Origin of the sequence: Paraburkholderia fungorum, assembly GCF_003610895.1 — a bacterium.
GTDB classification, from domain to species: Bacteria; Pseudomonadota; Gammaproteobacteria; order Burkholderiales; family Burkholderiaceae; genus Paraburkholderia; species Paraburkholderia fungorum_B.
Genome location: NZ_MCAS01000046.1, coordinates 1 through 18662, shown reverse-complemented (window position 1 = coordinate 18662; position 18662 = coordinate 1). Strand labels below are relative to the sequence as shown.

The window sequence follows — 18662 nt, the reverse complement described above, 5'->3', positions numbered from 1 at the left end:
CAAATAAAGCGCGCCGCTCAGATCAGCGGTGCGCTGCCTCCATCCATCGGGACGATTGCGCCCGTCACGTAGCTCGCGCGGCGGCTCGCCAGAAAGAGCGCGACATCAGCGATTTCTTCCGGTTTTGCATAGCGTCCGAGCGGCACTTTGGCTTGCCCGCGCGCTAACGCGTCCGCGCTTTCGATGCCTTGCTGCGACGCTTCCAGTTTGACCGCTTCTTCGACGCGCTCGGTCAGCGTCGAACCTGGATTGATCGCGTTGATACGAATGCCGTAGCGCGCGTAGTAGTGAGCGAGGCCGACAGTGGCGAGCATCAGCGCGGCATTTGCGGCGCCACCGGCGATATGAATGTCGCTCGCGATCTTGCCACCCATGCCGATGATGTTGACGATCGTGCCGGGTGCGCCGCCGCCGGCCTTCACGCGCTCGGCCATGCGCTTGAGCACTTCCTGTTGCGGGTAGATGTAGGGGAAATACTTGGCTTCCATGGTCGCGCGAAACGCATCGGCATCCAGCGTTTCGGGGTCGTAGCGGCGGGCTGCGCCGGCGCTGTTGATCAGCACGTCGATGGGGCCGACTGCGGTGCTGACTTCCTCGACGATGTCCGCCGCACTGTGCGGTTCGTGCAGGTCGGCCCGGGTCCGATGCACGTTCAGACCTTCCTGTTTCAACTGTTCGTAAGCACGCGCGAGATTGGCGGGGTCGCGTGAAACGATCGCTACCTTCGCCCCCTCGAGAGCGAACGCCCGGGCGCAGGCGAACCCGATGCCTTTGCTGCCGCCCGTGATCAACACCACCTTGTCTTTCAGCCCGAGATCCATCGTCACCACCTGCTGTCGGAAGAATATCGATGACGATAGCAGATCGGCAGCGCAGCGGGGATGGGCGGGGGCGAGGTGCGAAGTGTGGGCGTTTTGCGCTGAGCTCAGTTCAGTTCAGCTCAGTGACCTGATCTGGGCGATGCGGCGAGCCATGGCGCCACAAGCTACTGCTGGCGCCACAAGCCACGACGAGTTTGCTCGATGTCCCTAGAAATTGCCGTTGGCGAAACGCGCGATCGGGTCGTCGGTGGTTTGCGTGGGGGCAGGGATGCTGCCGCGTGATGCGGTCGAGGCGCGCATGATCCGCACACCGGCGTTCCCGTCCGCCTGCTGAGCTTGTTGAGCCTGGCGTGCGGCGACTGAAGCGGGTGGCGGTGGCTCGAATGCATCGGCAGCGGCGTCGATCGGATCTGGCGCGCGGGAGGCAGCCGTTGGCGGCTCGGTGCGCGCAGTCGCCGTCTGCTGGATCGTGGTGCTCGCGGCAGTGTCGTACGCGCTCGCTTGCGCCGCTGGCTGCGGCGCCGGAGACACCGCGCCTGCCGCACGCGCTTGCATCTGCGCGGCGCTCATGCCGGGCGGCGGCGGTTCAAACGGATCAGCTTGAGGCGCTGGCGCCGCGGCAGTCGCTACCGCAGGTTGGCCGCTCGCAGTCAGCGGCGCACGAATGGCCGCGGCGACACGAGCCGGTTGCTCCGGAGCCGCCGAATTCGCCGCATAGCCGGAAGCCTGCGTTGCAACAGGGGCTGCCGCAAAACCCGAGGATTGGGTTGCCGGCGCAGTGCCCCCATAAGCCGGCGTCGCCTGAGTTTGAGCCACCGGCGCGACACGTTCGGGTTGAGGCGCCGCTGCCTGATAGCTCGGTGCATCGAACGGCGCAGGCGTTAGAGCCGGCGCCGCCACGCGGCGAATGCCGTCGAAGCGCTTGGCCCAATAGGGATTGGTCAAATAGTCGAGCCGTACGGTGCCACCCGTCGACGGCGCATTGACGAAGCGCAGCTTGCCCACATAAATGCCGACATGCGAATGCGCACGCCCGGTGGTGTTGAAGAAAATAAGATCGCCCGGTGCGATTTGATCCGGCTCGATCGATTCGCCGCGGCCGCTCATGTCCGCAGTGGTGCGCGGCAGATTGACGGAGGCGGCGCGCGACACCACATAGCGAACCAATCCGCTGCAATCGAAGCCGCTATCGGGCGTATTGCCACCCCAGCGGTATGGAATACCGACCAGACTCATCGCCTGGATGGAGATTTCCTCACGCCCGATGCTGTGGTCGACGAAATTGGGGAAGCCTGGCGGCGGCGCATGATAAGCGCCGTTCGTCACCACAACCGACGAACCCGGCCCGCGCGACGTCTTTTGCGGCGCGCCGGCGCAAGCGGCGAGCAGCAAAACGGTCAGTAGCGAGAACGCGAGTCGGCGCATGAAGACGAAGTGAGCGGTAAACGCTCGTTTAATGGCGGACGATTTCGGGATGGTAGCCCGTCAATCGTAGCTCAGGCAAGAATTCTTGATAAATTACTTGAAGTTTGCGCGCTAAGTGTTGCCCGCCGTGAACGCGCGCCGAATAAAAAAGCCGTGTCCGGGCTGACCCGAACACGGCTTTGTACTAAAGCTAACGCGTTGAAACTTAAAGAATTTCCGACGCGTAATCCGCGAGGCGCGAACGTTCGCCGCGCGCCAGCGTCACGTGCCCGCTGTGCGCCCAGCCCTTGAAGCGGTCGACCACGTACGTCAGACCCGAGCTGCCTTCCGTCAGGTAGGGCGTATCGATCTGCGCGATGTTGCCGAGACAAATGATCTTCGTGCCGGGACCTGCGCGCGTGACAAGCGTCTTCATCTGCTTCGGCGTGAGGTTTTGCGCCTCGTCGATGATCAGATACTTGTCCACGAACGTGCGGCCGCGCATGAAGTTCATGCTCTTGACCTTCAGGCGCGAGCGGATCAGTTCCTGCGTCGCAGCGCGCCCCCATTCGCCGGCGGCGTCGTCGGTTTTCTGCAGGACTTCGAGGTTGTCGTCGAATGCACCCATCCACGGCTGCATTTTTTCCTCTTCCGTACCCGGCAGGAAACCGATGTCTTCACCGACCGGCACGGTTGCACGCGTCACGATGATCTCGTTGTAGCGCTTGTCGTCCAGCACCTGGGCGAGACCCGCCGCGAGCGCGACCAGCGTCTTGCCGGTACCGGCTTGACCCAGCAGCGTGACGAAGTCGATTTCCGGGTTCATCAGCAGGTTCAGCGCGAAATTCTGCTCGCGATTGCGCGCCGTGATGCCCCACACGTTGTTCTTGTGGTGGCCGTAGTCGCGCAAGGTCTGCAGCAGCGCCGTCTTGCCGTTCAGCTCGCGCACCAGCGCGTGAAACGCCGGCTCGCCGTTCTGCGGCTCGAGATAGACGAACTCGTTCACCAGCATCGAGGCGCACAGCGGTCCCGTCACGCGGTAATACGTGGTGCCGGTTTTGGTGTCCTGCCAGCTCTCCATGCCCTTGGCGTGCTTGGTCCAGAAATCCTGCGGCAGCGCGCGGATGCCCGAGTACAGCAGATCGCTGTCTTCGAGCACCTGGTCGTTGAAGTAATCTTCCGCAGGCAGACCGAGCGCATGCGCCTTGATGCGCATGTTGATGTCTTTCGACACCAGCACGACCTGGCGATCCATCCGGTCGCGCTGCAGCGCACGCACCACGCCGAGAATCTGGTTGTCGGCCTTGCCTTCCGGCAGACCTTCGACCGGCTCGATGGCGTTGAGCTTGGTCTGGAAGTACAGGCGCCCGGACGCCTCACGGCTACCGAGACGCGCCAGCGAAATGCCGTCCGAGATGTTGCCGGCATTCGCCACCAACGCGTCCAGCGTGCGGCTCACCTGGCGAGCGTTACGCGCGACTTCCGACATGCCCTTCTTGTGGTTGTCGAGTTCTTCCAACGTCATCATCGGCAGATAGACGTCGTGTTCCTCGAAACGGAACAGGCAGCTTGGATCGTGCATCAGCACGTTCGTGTCGAGCACGAACAGCTTCTGCATTTCGAGCGGGTCGGTGGACGCGCCGCGCTTCTTGCTGGTGCCGCGCGTGCTGGGGGCTACGGCTGCGGGCGTGCTGGCGGCCGGGTCTTTCGCGCTTGGCGCGCGTGCGACGACCGGCTGCGATTTGGCCGCGGGTGTGGCAGCGGGTGTGGCAGATGCAGCCGGTTCGGCCTGCGGGCGGGCAGCGGGAACCGGTTGCAGCAATGCGGCGGTCTGCTTCGATTTGCGTCCACGCGCCGGTGCAGCTTGCTCGGCGGATGCAGACGCAACAGGGGAGGCCGACGATGCCGGCACGGGCCGCAAAGTGGTCGCGGCGTTGGCTGCGTGCGCCATCGGCGTGGCGACGTTCGCGCGGCCGTAATCGGCCGATTCCGCGGACTCCCCAACGACCGTCTGTTTCTTCGCGGCAGAGCGCGCCGGCGTGGCGGCTTTGGCCTTGTATTCGTCAGGCGGCAGGAGATTGCCGAGCTTGCTGGGGGGGGTAGGCAAAGGCATGGTTTCCCTCGAAATAATCGGGTCACATTTCGTGCGCCGCCTGTCGCATTCTGCCGGTGCCAGTATGTGTGCACGCAGTTTGCGTCCGGAGGCGCGCATTCGGTCTAGAGATGCCGGTTCGCCTGGTCTTCGATCGGCTCCTTAACGGAAACGCGTGGCCGAGTAAACGAACGGCTGCGCGCAATTAAAAAAGCCGCCGCCCCGGCGTACGGGACAAGCGGCTCGCCTTCGGTTATCGCGTTGCCCCTCACGACTTCGACGGAACCGGAAAAACGGCCGTCAAGTCCGGCGCAGCTGCGAAAAGTGTGGGGTGGACAGGCACTCATTGGAACCCAATATAACGCGCCTCAAAGCGCTTGTACAGCCTCCAGAATGTCATCGACATGCCCTGGCACTTTCACGCCGCGCCACGCCTGGCGCAGCACGCCTGCAGCGTCGATCAGGAACGTGGAGCGTTCGATCCCACGTACTTCTTTGCCATACATTTTCTTCAATTTCATGACATTGAAGAGCGTGCACAGCGTTTCTTCCGGATCCGAGATCAACGGAAACGGCAATTCGAGCTTGGCCTTGAATTTGTCATGCGAGTGCATCGGGTCGCGCGATACGCCGACAATCTCCGCGCCGGCCTTCTTGAACTTGGGGTACAGATCGCGGAATTCCAGGCTTTCGGTCGTGCAGCCCGGCGTGTTGTCTTTCGGATAAAAATACAGCACCACCTTCTTGCCCCGCAGCTTGGACAGCGTGATATCGCCACCGGTAGCGGGAGCGGTAAAGTCGGGGACGGGTTGGTCGACTGCGATGGACACGAGGTTCTCCGGTTGTTATGGCCGTCGCCACAGTACTTGCATTGGCTTCTGCAACTGCTGTGGCGCTGGCCTGGCATCGAGGCTTTGGGGGAGGCGGCTGGTGCGTGATCCAGGCTCGCGCGGCGGCCGGGTCGCGAGACCGGCACGCGTCTGGGGCCAGTCAGGGCTGGACAATCAACTCGCCGGAGCGGCCTGGAATTTCGCCCCACGTAACAGGGTACGATGGCAGCGTGCCGCGGTCCAGCGTGGCGTAGTAATCACCCATGGTTGCGAAGGTGTGGCCTTGCGCGCGCCAGCCTTCCAGCAACTGTTCGAAAATCGGCGCGAGCTTTTGTCCTTCGAGTTCCGCGTGCAGCGTGAACACCTGATCGTGCGGATTGTTCTCCGTGTGCTTCAGCATCCATGCGGCGACGCTGTGCTCGTCGACCCCATCCACACCGAGCACTTCGTCGAGCGTGGGTAGCGTGGTGGGCATTTGCACATGCGACAGCTGCCTGCCGCCGACCACCGGCAGATACGGCGAATGGCCGCGCCCATCGGACGCGTAACGCATGCCCCACGCGTCGATCTGCTCGAACGCATGACTGTTCATCTGCCAGCCCGCCGCGCCATGGGTGGCGGGCGGTGCGCCGAAAATCGCGACAAAGCGGTTGAAGCTCTTCTGCATCTGCTTCTCGGTCCACTCGCGGTCTTGCGAGCGCACATTGTCCTGCCAGTAGACGTGGTCCCACGTATGGATGCCACATTCGAAACCGGCTTCATGAATCGCGCGCATTTCCGCCGCGGTCTTCACGCCGATGTCGGGCCCGGGCAGCAGCACGCCATACATCAATTGCTTGATGCCGTAATGTTCGACCACCGACGTGCGCGACACCTTCTTCAGAAAACCCGGCCGCAACACGCGGCGCATCGCCCAACCGGTATGGTCGGGCCCGAGGCTGAAGAGGAAAGTGGCGCGCGCCTTGAAGCGGTCGAAGATACGGGCGAGATTCGGCACGCCTTCGCGGGTGCCGCGCAGCGTGTCGACGTCGATCTTCAGGACGATGCGAGCCAAGGATCAGGCCTTATTGTTGTTCGACGAGAGCACGCGCTTCGGCAACGTGGCCGCGGTACGCTTCGAAAATCTTGCGCAGCGCTTCGTCGAAGGTCGATTTCGGCGCCCAGCCGAGTTCCTGCATCGTGTTGTCGATCTTCGGCACGCGGTTCTGCACGTCCTGATAGCCCGTGCCGTAGTACGCGCCCGAGGACGTTTCGACCAGTTGCACCTGCTTCGCGAGGTCGGCGTATTCCGGGAATTCGGCGGCCAGCGTCAGCATCTTGTGCGCGAGCTCGCGCACCGAGAAGTTGTTGGTCGGGTTGCCGATGTTGTAGATCTTGCCCGTGGCGACACCGTCCTTGTTCTCGATGATCTTCATCAGCGCGCCGATGCCGTCGTCGATATCCGTGAACGCGCGTTTTTGTGCGCCGCCGTCAACCAGGCTGATGTTCTCGCCACGCACGATATGGCCGAGGAACTGCGTGACCACGCGCGAGCTGCCTTCCTTCGGCGTGTAGATCGAATCGAGGCCCGGGCCGATCCAGTTGAACGGGCGGAACAGCGTGAAGTTCAGGCCTTCCATGCCGTAACCCCAGATCACGCGGTCCATCAACTGCTTCGAGCACGCGTAGATCCAGCGCGGCTTGTTGATCGGGCCGTACGAGAGTTGCGACTCTTCCGGATCGAACTGCTCGTCCGTGCACATGCCGTAGACCTCGGAGGTCGACGGGAACACGAGGTGCTTGCCGTACTTGACGGCCGAACGCACGATCGGCAGGTTCGCTTCGAAGTCGAGTTCGAACACGCGCAGCGGCTGTTTCACGTACGTGGCGGGCGTGGCGATCGCGACCAGCGGCAGGATCACATCGCACTTCTTGATGTGATACTCGACCCACTCCTTGTTGATCGTGATGTCGCCTTCGAAGAAGTGCATCCGCTCATGGTTGATCAGGTCGCCCAGACGTTCGGTCTGCATGTCCATCCCGAAGACTTCCCAATCGGTCGTTTCGAGAATGCGTTTGGACAGGTGATGGCCGATGAAGCCGTTCACACCCAGAATCAGGACTTTTTTCATGAGTAACGGGGAATTTGGAGGGGAGTTTGGATGAGCTGGGCGAATTCGTCAGGGGCGACAACGGTTTCGTTGCCGTCACGCTGGTGCCGTAATTCGCGGATGGCGATCGAGCGGCCGTCGCCGCATATCGCGAAAACGGCATTATCGCTTACGTGCAGGCCCGGCGGCAAATCCGAGCGAAGCGCGCCAGGCGCGGCGAGGCGCGCACGGGCGATGATGAAGCGATGACCCGCGAGGTCGGTAAACGCGCCGGGATAGGGCGGCGCGACCGCGCGGATCAGGTTGTAGACCTGCTGGGCGGATTGCGTCCAGTCGATCCGGCCGTCTTCCGGCTTGCGGCCGCCGTAATAGCTGCCATGCGACAGATCGTTCGGCAGATGCGGCGCTTCGCCCGCAAGCAGAGCCGGGAGCACGCGCCACAGGGTCTGTTCGGCGGCCACGGTGACCTTGTCGAACACCTGCGCGGCGGTATCGTCGGGCAGAATCGGCACCGGCGTCTGCGCGATGATCGCGCCCGCGTCGGGCTTGGCGGCCATCTCGTGCAGCGTCGCGCCGGTTTCGGTTTCGCCGTGGATCACCGCCCAGTTGGTCGGCACGCGGCCGCGGTATTTCGGCAGGAGCGAGCCGTGCATGTTGTAAGCGCCCCGTGCGGCGAGCGCCAGCAGGTCGACCGGCAACATGTGGCGGTAGTAGAACGAGAAGATGAAATCTGGCCGCGCGGCGCTTACGGCGGCGCGCAGTTCCGGAGTTTTCGGATCGGCCGGCGTGACGACGGGAATGCCGTGCTCGGCCGCAACCGAGGCGACACTGCCGAACCAGATGTTTTCGCTTGGGCTGTCTTCGTGCGTGACGACCAGCGCCACGTCGACGCCGCGCGCGAGCAGCACCTGCAGGCAGCGCACGCCGACGTTGTGATACGCGAATACGACGGCACGCGGCTTCATGGATTCGGGCCCTGATCGATCAGCGGCGCGGCCTGCACGGCCTGCACCACGCCCTGGCGCGGCGCCTCGGTCACGGTGGTGCCGTCGCGCTGCTCGAGAATCGTCTGCACCAGATAACGCGGACGCGCGCGTACCTGCTGATAAATCCGGCCGATGTATTCACCCAGCAGGCCCAACGCGAAGATGATCACGCCGAGCAGGAAGAAGGTAATGGCGAAGAGCGTGAATACACCTTGCACTTCCGCGCCGACGATGAAGCGGCGAATCAGCAGCAGCACGAACAACGCCGCGGAGCCGAGCGACAGAATCACGCCGATGAACGACAGCCATTGCAGCGGCACTACCGAAAAACCGGTGACCAGGTCGAAATTCAAACGGATCAGGCTGTAAAGCGAGTACTTCGATTCGCCGGCAAAACGCTCTTCGTGCGCGACTTCGATTTCGACCGGATTCTGCGCGAAGGTGTAGGCCAGCGCCGGAATGAACGTGTTGATCTCGCCACAACGGTTGATCGTGTCGATGATGTGGCGGCTGTAGGCGCGCAGCATGCAGCCCTGGTCGGTCATCTTGATCCGGGTGATGCGTTCGCGCAGACGGTTCATCGCGCGCGAGGCCTTGCGGCGCCACAGGCTGTCCTGGCGTTGCAGGCGGATCGTGCCGACATAGTCGTAGCCTTCACGCATCTTGTTGACCAGCTTGCCGATTTCTTCCGGCGGATTCTGCAGGTCGGCGTCGAGCGTGATGACGATCTCGCCGCGCGATTGCTCGAAGCCCGCCAGAATCGCCATGTGCTGGCCGTAGTTGCCGTTCAGCAGGATCACGCGGGTGGTGTCGGGCCGCGCGCGGAACTGCTCGGCGAGCAGGGCGGCGGATTTGTCGCGGCTGCCGTCGTTGATGAAGATCACTTCATAGCCGGTGCCGAGCGCGTCGAGCGCCGGGTAGAGGCGCGCGAACAGCGCGGCCAGCCCGGCTTCCTCGTTGTACACCGGGATGATGATCGACACTTCCGGTGCGACGGCGCGATGTTCCGAATAAATCATTTCCGCTTATTTTCCGTATTGTTCGCAAATTTCATTGACCGCGCGGCAGACGCGCTCCACGTCGCCCTCGTTCATCAGCGTGAACAGCGGCAGCGTGACGGTGGTGGCGCCGAAGCGCTCCGCGTGCGGGAACATGCCTTCCTTGAAGCCGCGCGCACGGTACAGCGAGAACAGGTGAATCGCCGGGTAGTGCACGCCCGAACCGATGCCGCGCGCTTTCAGCTCACCCATGAACCCGGCGCGGTCGATCGACAGTTTTTCGAGCGGCAGCGTGATCTGGAACATGTGCCAGTTGCTGTTTTCGAAGTCGGCAAACGGCAGGCCGATGCCCAGCTTGACCGCCGCGCTGCCTTCGAACCCCGCGAAATAGGCGCGCACGAGTTTCTTGCGTTGCGCGAGGAAGCGCGCCAGATGCGGCAGTTGCCCGAGGCCGACGCGCGCGGCGACGTCCGTCAGGTTGTACTTGCCGCCCAGCACGTCGCAGTCCATGCCGTCGAAGCCGGTGCGGGTGATGCCTTGCAGGCGGTACTTCTGCGCGAGGATCGCTTCTTCTTCGTTGTTCAGCACCAGGGCGCCGCCTTCGATCGAGGTCAGATTCTTGTTCGCGTGGAAGCTGAACGAGACCATGTCGCCGAGCTTGCCGATGCGCTCGCCTTTCCACGTCGAGCCGAACGCCTGCGCGGCGTCTTCGATCACGCGCAGCTTGTGGGCGCGGGCAATCGCATACAGCCGGTCCATGTCGACCGGCAGGCCTGACAGGTAGACCGGAATGATCGCCTTGGTGCGAGGCGTGATGGCCTTTTCCAGCAGGTCGAGGTCGATGTTGCGGGTCACCGGATCAATGTCGGCGAACACCGGCGTCGCGCCGGTCTCGTAGACCACATTGCTGGTCGCGACCCACGAAGCGGGACTGGTGATGACCTCGTCGCCTTCGCCCACACCGGCGATCCGCAGCCCGATTTCGAGCGTCGCCGTGCCGGAGTTGAACGTGCGCACCGGGCGGCCGCCGCAGAATTCGGACAACGCCGCTTCGAATTTCTGGTTCTGCGGGCCGGTTGTGATCCAACCGGAGCGGAGCACGTCGGCGACGCCCTGGATCGTTTCTTCATCGATCTCAGGTTTGACAAACGGCAAAAACGGAACTGTTGACTGGCTCATGAATGCTTCGCTCGATTGAAAGGGGCACAACCCGAAGGGCGCGAAGTAGATCACAAACTACCCGCAAACCCAAGGCCATGACTAAAAAAGGGCGCAACCGCCAAGCTTACCGCGGCGAGACTTAAGTGTTGCTGAGCCGGCGGCCGTGCCCGGCTTACGACATCTTTGCAGCCGGCATTCTCGCAGAGCCCGCGCCGGCGACCGCAATAAACGGTAATAAATCATGCCCGGCACAGCGCAGCCGGGGGCATGGCAGCCTAGCTGCGCGCCAGCACGACGACGCCGATCAGGATGACGCCGATGCCCACCAGCTTCTGTACCGACATCACTTCGCCGAATAGATACCACGCCGCGAACGCGTTGACGACGTATCCGAGCGACAACATCGGATAGGCAATCGATACGTCCACCCGCGAGAGGCCGACTACCCACACGACCACGCTGACCACGTAGCAGGCGAGGCCGCCGATGATCGGCGGCTGTGTCGCGAGGCGAAAGGCGATGGGCAGGATGTTCGCACGGGTGAATTCGAAGTGTCCAACGGCATTCGTTCCGGCTTTGAGCAGCAACTGCGCACCGGCGTTCAACGTGACGCCGGCGAGGATACAAAAGAGCGAAATTGGGTTCATCGAACGGTCAATCCCTGAGATGGGGTCATTATTGTGGTTTTTCCACTGGCGTGGCTGGATCCTGGGCCGGTGCGCCTTGTGCCGCCGCGCCGGACGTGGGCGTGGACACCGCCGCAGGCTTGGCCACCACCACCCGGCGCGAGTCGCGCGCGATTACCTGCATCGGCAGCCCCTCTTTGAGCAGCCGGTCGTAAGTCGACGGCGGGATCAGCGCCAGCGCATAGCGGTCGGCCTTCCAGCGTTCGATCCATGCGTCGACCGTGGGCACCCATTTCTGCGGTTCGACGGATATGCCGAACGCCAGTTCGTCAGGATGTTCGACCATGATCATCGTATGGTCGACGTAGAACGGCAGCGTGTGGTCGAGCACGCCAACCGAGTAGAACGGCGTGTTGGCCGGCAGCCTGGCGATCTCGGCCTTGATCGCCGGTGCGAGCGGCGCGCCGGAGCTCAGGCGGCCGAACACTTCGTGACCCGTGCCGGCAATCGTGCCGAGCAGCAGCCACGCCGCGCCAAAGCTCGCGATGGCGCCGAGCGTGCCGGCGCGGCTGCGGCGGTTCAGCCACAGCGCGAACAACGTGAACACGAAAGCGACACCGAGCGCCGCCAGTACCCAGACGCGGTATTCGACGTACAGCTCAGTGGGGTTGCGCGCGTTGCCGAAGCGCGACATGAACAGCGCGGCAAACGCGGCTACCACGAGGAACAGCGCATAGCCCGCCAGATGGCGGCGCAACTGGTCACGCGTGACGAGCGGCAGGTACATGCCGATGACCAGCGCGATCGGCGGCGCGATCGGCAGCGTATAGGAGAGCAGCTTGGAGTGGGACGCGCTGAAGAACAGGAAGATGAACGCGGTCCAGACCAGCATCAGCGTGACCGGCGCGAAGCCGTTCGGCTGGCGCGGCAGACGCCAGGCATGGCGAAAACTCTGCAGGGTGACCGACAACCACGGCAGGAAGCCGACCAGGAGCACCGGCACGAAGTAGTAGAACGGTCCCGGGCGGTTCTGCTCAGGGGTCAGATAGCGCTTGAACTGCTGAACGATGAAGAAGAAGTTCAGGAATTCCGGGTTGCGCTGCTGCACCAGCACGAACCACGGCGTGACGATCGCGAAGAACACAATCAGGCCGCCGATCAGATGCAGACGCTTCCACACGGCCCAGTCGCGCGCGGCCAGGGTGTACAGCACGAGCACGGCACCGGGCAGGATCAGGCCGACAAGGCCCTTGGACAGCACTGCGAGCGCCATCGATCCCCAGCACACCCACATCCATGCCCGCACGCTCGCGCCCGGCAGGTTGGGGCGCTGCGCCAGCAGCAACGCGCAGAGCGCCAGCTCCATCCAGAACGACAGGCCCATGTCGAGCGTGTTGAAGTGGCCCATCAGGTTCCAGTAGGGCGACGTGGCCAGCACGATCGCCGCGAACACGCCGGTCGCCGTGTTGAACACGCGCGCACCGGTGAAGCCGATCAACAGCACGCCGGCAAAGCCCGTCAGTGCGGTGTATAGCCGCGCCTGCCATTCGCCGATGCCGAACCACGCGAACGTGAGCGCGTTCGCCCAGGTTTGCAGCGGTGGTTTCTCGAAATACTTGTAGCCGTTGTAGCGCGGTGTGATCCAGTCACCGGTGACGAACATTTCGCGCGCCATTTCGGCGTAGCGGCCTTCGTCGCTCGGCAGCAGGTGACGCCAGCCGAGCGGCACGAACCAGATCACGGCGAGGGCCAGCACCAGCAGCAGGATCGTGGTGCGATTGAGCGGTAGCCTTGTCGGCGTATCGTTCATGGATTTCAACCTTTTTGGCGACGCCGCGTGAGCGGCGAGGCGGTGTTATTTGGGAAGGGCGATTGCCGGCTTGGCGCCAATGGCGCGCAGTGTACGTTATCGGCCGGGATGCGGCGAGCGCTGGCGCCGGTCCGCTGGCCGCGCGCGACGGATGCCGTGCGTGGCGGGCCCTGTCCGCACGGCAGATCAAGCACGGCAACGCAATGCCGCAGCGCCGGCTACGCTGCGCTCGCGTGGCGCCGCTACGCTTCGATCAGCAACGCGGCCGCGACCTTGCGGCCCTCGGCCATCAGAATGTTGTAGGTGCGGCAGGCGGCCTTGAAGTCCATTGTTTCGACGCCGATGCGCTTGGCGGTGAGCGCCGCGGTCAGGCGTGGATGCGGGAAGCGCAGCCGCTCGCCGCTGCCGAATATGACCACTTCCGGCGCGGCATCCACCAGCATGGCGAAATGTTCGGCGCTCAGGTCCTCGAAAGAGGTGACGGGCCAGGGAATGACTGGCGCTTCCGGCAGCACGAGAATGCTGCCCGAATGGCGCACCAGATTGATTTCGACATAGTCGGCGCCGTAGCCGGTGACGGTGTTGAGGGCGCCGCTGGAATCCTGATGTAATTTCAAATTCGTTTTCCGAGGTCGTCGTGAGACATCATGCGTGTTGGCGGCCTGACCGGGCAGAACGGAGGCAGGGCGGTTTGACGCGAGTGCGACACGCGAATGGCACAGAAGCGGCCGAAAAGGCTTGCCGTTGCGGTTGGTGCATTGCGGAAGTCGGCCAAAATCCGCTAAATTATAACTTTTTAGCCGCTTGGCGGCGCCCCTCGCTGAAGTGTCGCCGTGGGTGCCCCCGGGTGTTGCCTCATTTGCTGCCTCATTTGCTGCCATAAGCCGCGCTGAGGGCACGGGCGCGGTTCACCGGCTACCGGCGCGGTTCTGCCTGTTTTTTGTCTGTTTTTCGATTGTTTTTGCCTGCTTTGGGTCTGTTTGGCTGCAACGTCGGCGCAATCCGCCGACGGCGCGCCCGAGCAGTCCAGCAAGCCGGCTCAATCCGCGTCTGGCGGTCCGATCCGTGTCTGGCGGGCGTGCCGCACCATAATTCCCCGTGTCGGCGGATTTGCCTGGGTCCGGTTTTTTGGTCCCAGCCCTTTCGCCCAAGCCCATCAACAGGATGAAGTGCCCGCCGTGAAACCGATTCTCAAATCCAACAAGTTGTTGAATGTCTGCTACGACATTCGCGGGCCCGTCCTCGAACACGCAAAGCGGCTCGAAGAAGAGGGCCATCGCATCATCAAGCTGAACATCGGCAATCTGGCGCCGTTCGGTTTCGACGCGCCGGATGAAATCATTCAGGACATGATTCTGAATCTGCCGGGCTCGTCGGGCTACTCCGATTCCAAGGGGGTGTTCGCCGCGCGCAAGGCGATCATGCACTACACGCAGCAGAAGGGCGTGCACGGCGTCGAACTGGACGACATCTACATCGGCAATGGCGCCTCCGAGCTGATCGTGATGGCGCTGCAGGGTCTCCTGAACGACGGCGACGAAGTACTGCTGCCCGCGCCGGACTACCCGTTGTGGACCGCCGGTGTCAGCCTGTCGGGCGGCACGCCCGTGCATTACATCTGCGACGAATCGAACAGCTGGATGCCCGATCTGGATGACATTCGCGCGAAAATCACGCCGAATACGCGTGCGCTCGTCGTCATCAATCCGAACAACCCGACCGGCGCGCTGTACTCGGACGAACTGCTGCTCGGCCTGATCGAGATCGCCCGCCAGCACGGCCTCGTGATTTTCGCCGACGAGGTCTACGACAAGATCGTCTACGACGGCAAGAAGCACACGTCGATGGCCGCGCTCTCCGAAGATGTGCTCACTGTCACATTCAATAGCCTCTCGAAGAGTTACCGTTCGTGCGGCTACCGCGCCGGCTGGATGTTCATCTCGGGTCTGACGGGCGAGAACCGCCGTCATGGCAAAGACTATTTTGAGGGGCTCGGCATTCTGGCCTCGATGCGCCTGTGCCCGAACGTGCCCGGCCAGTACGCGATCCAGACCGCGCTCGGCGGCTATCAAAGCATCAACGATCTGATCGTGCCGAGCGGGCGCCTGTACAAACAGCGTGAACTCGCGTATGACATGCTGACGGCCATCCCCGGCGTGAGCTGCGTCAAGCCGGAAGCGGCGCTGTATATGTTCCCGCGCCTCGATCCGAAGATTTATCCGATTCAGGACGACCAGCAGTTCATCCTCGACCTTCTGCTGGAAGAACGCGTGCTGCTGGTGCAAGGCACCGGTTTCAACTGGAAGACGCCGGATCACTTCCGCGTCGTGTTCCTGCCGAACGTGGACGACCTCGCGGATTCGATCAACCGGATCGCGCGTTTCCTCGACGGCTACCGCAGACGCCACACAGCTTGAGGTGGACGGCGCGCCGGGCGCGCGCCGCTGCCAGCCCGAGTTGCCTCAGTTTCCTTTTAATCACTTACTCGAAAACACACGCTGCATGGAACCGATCAAAGTTGGACTGCTGGGCTTCGGCACGGTAGGCAGCGGCACCTTCACGGTACTGCGCCGCAATCAGGAAGAAATCAAACGCCGCGCGGGCCGTGGCATTGAGATTGCACGCATTGCCGTGCGCAATCCCGCCAAGGCGACCGCGGCGCTCGGCAGTGAAGCCGGCACCGTGGCGCTGACCGACGACTTCAACGCGGTGGTGGACGATCCGTCGATCGATATCGTGGCGGAAATGATCGGCGGCACGGGCGTGGCACGCGATCTCGTCCTGCGCGCGATCAAGAACCGCAAGCATGTGGTTACCGCCAACAAGGCGCTGCTCGCCGTGCACGGTACGGAGATTTTCGAAGCGGCGCGCGCCAATGGCGTGATGGTGTCGTTCGAGGCGGCGGTGGCGGGCGGCATTCCGATCATCAAGGCGCTGCGCGAGGGGCTCACGGCCAATCGCATCCAGTACATCGCCGGCATCATCAACGGCACGACGAACTACATCCTCTCGGAGATGCGCGACCGCGGGCTCGATTTCGCGACCGCCCTGAAAGCCGCGCAGGAACTGGGTTACGCCGAAGCCGATCCGACTTTCGACATCGAAGGCGTGGACGCCGCCCACAAGGCGACGATCATGAGCGCGATCGCGTTCGGCGTGCCGGTGCAATTCGACAAGGCGTACGTCGAAGGCATCAGCAAGCTGGCGGCAATCGACATCAAATACGCCGAAGAACTCGGCTATCGCATCAAGCTGCTCGGTATCGCGCGTCGCACGGACAAGGGCATCGAGTTGCGCGTGCATCCCACGCTGATTCCGGAGAAGCGCCTGCTCGCGAACGTGGAAGGCGCGATGAACGCGGTCGTCGTGCATGGCGACGCGGTCGGCACGACGCTGTACTACGGCAAGGGCGCGGGCGCGGAGCCGACGGCATCCGCCGTGGTGGCGGATCTGGTCGACGTGACGCGGCTGCACACGGCGGACCCGGAGCATCGCGTGCCGCATCTGGCGTTCCAGCCGGACAGCCTGTCGAGCACGCCGATCCTCTCGATCGACGACGTGACGAGCGGCTACTACCTGCGTCTGCGAGTGGCGGACGTGACCGGCGTGCTGGCTGACATCACGCGCATCCTGGCGGATACCGGCATTTCGATCGACGCGTTGCTGCAGAAGGAATCGGAGCAGGTCGACGCGAACGGCAAGGGCGAAACCGACATCATCCTGATTACGCACGAAACGGTTGAAAAGCACGTCAACGCGGCGATCAAAACGATCGAAGCGCTGAAGACCGTTGTCTCGCAAGTCACGAAGCTGCGCATGGAAGCGCTGAACTAGGCCGAACTATGAACTACCTTTCTACACGCGGCGCCGGCGCCGGCGAGCGTCATACGTTTTCCGACATTCTGCTGGGCGGTCTTGCGAAAGACGGCGGCCTGTACCTGCCGGCCGAATATCCGCGCGTCACGGCCGACGAACTGGCGCGCTGGCGCACGCTGCCGTACGCGGACCTCGCCTTCGAGATCCTGTCGAAATTCAGCGACGACATTCCTGCTGAGGACCTGCGCGCGCTGACGCGCAAGACTTACACAGCAAAGACGTATTGCCACGTGCGCGACGACGAAAGCGCCGAGCAGATCACTCCGTTGAAGACGCTGGGCGTCGAGAACGGCGCGCCACTGTCGCTGCTGGAGTTGTCGAACGGCCCGACGCTCGCGTTCAAGGACATGGCGATGCAGTTGATCGGCAACCTGTTCGAATACGCACTGGCGAAGCACGGCGAGACGCTGAACATTCTCGGCGCGACTTCGGGCGACACCGGCAGCGCGGCGGAATATGCGATGCGTGGCAAAAAGGGCATTAGCGTGTTCATGCTCTCGCCGCACAAGAAGATGAGCGCGTTCCAGACTGCGCAGATGTACAGCCTGCAGGACCCGAACATTTTCAACATCGCGGTCGAAGGTGTGTTCGACGACGCCCAGGACATCGTGAAGGCGGTTTCGAACGACCACGCGTTCAAGGCGAAGTACAAGATCGGCACGGTCAACTCGATCAACTGGGCACGCGTCGTGGCGCAGGTCGTGTATTACTTCAAGGGCTACTTCGCCGCAACGAAGTCGAACGACGAACGTGTTTCGTTCACGGTGCCGTCGGGCAATTTCGGCAACGTGTGCGCCGGTCACATCGCACGCATGATGGGTTTGCCGATCGAGAAGCTGGTGGTTGCCACGAATGAGAACGATGTGCTCGACGAGTTCTTCCGCACGGGCATTTACCGCGTGCGCAAGGCGGCCGAGACGTATCACACGAGCAGCCCGAGCATGGACATTTCGAAGGCCTCGAACTTCGAGCGTTTCGTGTTCGACCTGCTGGGCCGCGACCCGGCGCGCGTGCTGCAACTGTTCCGCGACGTTGAAGAGAAGGGCGGTTTCGACCTCGCCGCGAGCGGCGATTTTGCGCGCGTGCAGGAATTCGGTTTCGTGTCGGGCCGCAGCAGCCACGAGGACCGCGTGGATGCGATCCGCGACGTCTTCGAGCGTTACGACACGATGATTGACACGCACACGGCAGACGGCCTGAAGGTCGCTCGCGAGCATCTGCAGGCGGGCATCCCGATGATCGTGCTGGAAACGGCGCAACCGATCAAGTTTGGCGAAACGATCCGCGAAGCGCTGCTGCGCGAACCGGAGCGTCCCGCTGCGTTTTCGGGACTGGAATCGCTACCGCAGCGATTCGAGGTACTGCCGGCGGACGTCCAGCGCGTAAAGGACTTCATCGTCGCCAACACGGGGAAGTAACCCGGGAGCGTCGGGCGCGACAAAGTCGCACCCGACGCTCCGCACCCCGGAAATAGATGTCTGGACTGTTTTGGAACAACCGCCGCGGCGCGCGCAGCGCCGCCGGAAGCATGACTGCTGTGCCACTGATGCCGAATGTGCGAGAGCACAGATTCCAGATGCACCACTACCGTGGCTGCGCGGGGGACCCGCTTAAGAGCTGGCGGTTTGAGCCGCTTTCTTTTGCCTACTTTTCTTTGCGGCAAGTGTATAGACCGGAGACATAGCTGACAGGTGTGCGGGGACATGGTTGACACTTCCGGGTATTAAAACGCCCGGTCCCGACCATGCCCTGGAACGCAAGAGACACCATGAGCCTCCGACAGGAATTTGTTCATCTGGCCAGTCAGGACACGCTGACGATGACCGAACTGTGCCAGCGCTTTAACATCAGCCGGCAGACCGGCTACAAGTGGCTCAGGCGCGGCGAGAACGCGCTATCCGATCAATCGCGGCGCCCTGCCAGCAGTCCCTCGAAGACCCCCGCTGCCATGGAGCAGGAAGTGGTGCG

General features: G+C 63.0%; 16 protein-coding genes. 4 read left to right on the top strand and 12 right to left on the bottom strand.

Annotated elements, in window-relative coordinates; all coding sequences use genetic code 11:
• Positions 1–17: 17 nt before the first annotated feature.
• The 12 genes from BCY88_RS32740 to BCY88_RS32680 form a co-directional block, all read right to left on the bottom strand.
• A complete protein-coding gene (locus BCY88_RS32740; protein ID WP_120348271.1) occupies positions 18–821 on the bottom strand; it encodes an SDR family oxidoreductase in 804 nt (267 codons plus the stop codon).
• 207 nt (positions 822–1028) lie between these two features.
• Positions 1029–2246 carry a C40 family peptidase gene (locus tag BCY88_RS32735; RefSeq protein WP_120348270.1) on the bottom strand — a complete coding sequence of 406 codons (1218 nt, stop codon included), beginning with the start codon at positions 2244–2246 and terminating at the stop codon, positions 1029–1031.
• A gap of 205 nt (positions 2247–2451) precedes the next feature.
• A complete protein-coding gene (locus BCY88_RS32730) occupies positions 2452–4338 on the bottom strand; it encodes a PhoH family protein (RefSeq protein WP_120348269.1) in 1887 nt (628 codons plus the stop codon).
• Positions 4339–4685: 347 nt separating this feature from the next.
• Positions 4686–5147 carry a peroxiredoxin gene (locus BCY88_RS32720; RefSeq protein ID WP_120348268.1) on the bottom strand — a complete coding sequence of 154 codons (462 nt, stop codon included), beginning with the start codon at positions 5145–5147 and terminating at the stop codon, positions 4686–4688.
• A 160-nt stretch (positions 5148–5307) separates the two neighbouring features.
• Entirely contained in the window at positions 5308–6201 is an 894-nt protein-coding gene (locus BCY88_RS32715; protein WP_120348267.1) for a polysaccharide deacetylase family protein, read from the bottom strand.
• 10 nt (positions 6202–6211) lie between these two features.
• Positions 6212–7258 (bottom strand): bifunctional UDP-4-keto-pentose/UDP-xylose synthase, encoded by a 1047-nt coding sequence (locus BCY88_RS32710; protein WP_120348266.1) that lies wholly within the window; start codon positions 7256–7258, stop codon positions 6212–6214.
• Entirely contained in the window at positions 7255–8202 is a 948-nt protein-coding gene (locus BCY88_RS32705) for a formyltransferase (protein WP_120348265.1), read from the bottom strand. Before BCY88_RS32705 ends, BCY88_RS32710 begins: the two co-directional genes overlap by 4 nt.
• Positions 8199–9242, bottom strand: coding sequence for a glycosyltransferase (locus tag BCY88_RS32700; protein WP_120348264.1), 1044 nt, complete (start codon positions 9240–9242; stop codon positions 8199–8201). The genes BCY88_RS32705 and BCY88_RS32700 overlap by 4 nt, the downstream gene beginning before the upstream one ends.
• 6 nt (positions 9243–9248) lie before the next feature.
• Positions 9249–10400 (bottom strand): DegT/DnrJ/EryC1/StrS family aminotransferase, encoded by a 1152-nt coding sequence (locus BCY88_RS32695; RefSeq protein ID WP_120348263.1) that lies wholly within the window; start codon positions 10398–10400, stop codon positions 9249–9251.
• Between the two features lie 257 nt (positions 10401–10657).
• Positions 10658–11029 (bottom strand): SMR family transporter, encoded by a 372-nt coding sequence (locus BCY88_RS32690; protein WP_120348262.1) that lies wholly within the window; start codon positions 11027–11029, stop codon positions 10658–10660.
• A gap of 28 nt (positions 11030–11057) precedes the next feature.
• Positions 11058–12818 (bottom strand): glycosyltransferase family 39 protein, encoded by a 1761-nt coding sequence (locus BCY88_RS32685; protein WP_120348261.1) that lies wholly within the window; start codon positions 12816–12818, stop codon positions 11058–11060.
• A 242-nt stretch (positions 12819–13060) separates the two neighbouring features.
• Positions 13061–13435 carry an Mth938-like domain-containing protein gene (locus BCY88_RS32680; protein ID WP_120348260.1) on the bottom strand — a complete coding sequence of 125 codons (375 nt, stop codon included), beginning with the start codon at positions 13433–13435 and terminating at the stop codon, positions 13061–13063.
• 552 nt (positions 13436–13987) lie between these two features.
• Here BCY88_RS32680 and BCY88_RS32675 point away from each other — a divergent pair.
• From BCY88_RS32675 to BCY88_RS32660, 4 genes are all read left to right on the top strand, one after another.
• Complete coding sequence (locus BCY88_RS32675) at positions 13988–15235, top strand: pyridoxal phosphate-dependent aminotransferase (RefSeq protein WP_120348259.1); 1248 nt, start codon at positions 13988–13990, stop codon at positions 15233–15235.
• 85 nt (positions 15236–15320) lie between these two features.
• Entirely contained in the window at positions 15321–16652 is a 1332-nt protein-coding gene (locus BCY88_RS32670) for a homoserine dehydrogenase (RefSeq protein WP_120348258.1), read from the top strand.
• A gap of 8 nt (positions 16653–16660) precedes the next feature.
• Positions 16661–18112: a threonine synthase gene (thrC, locus tag BCY88_RS32665; protein WP_120348257.1), complete on the top strand. Its 1452-nt coding sequence runs from the start codon at positions 16661–16663 to the stop codon at positions 18110–18112.
• Positions 18113–18462: 350 nt separating this feature from the next.
• On the top strand, positions 18463–18662 hold a 200-nt coding region (locus tag BCY88_RS32660), incomplete at its 3' end, for a helix-turn-helix domain-containing protein (protein ID WP_183081495.1).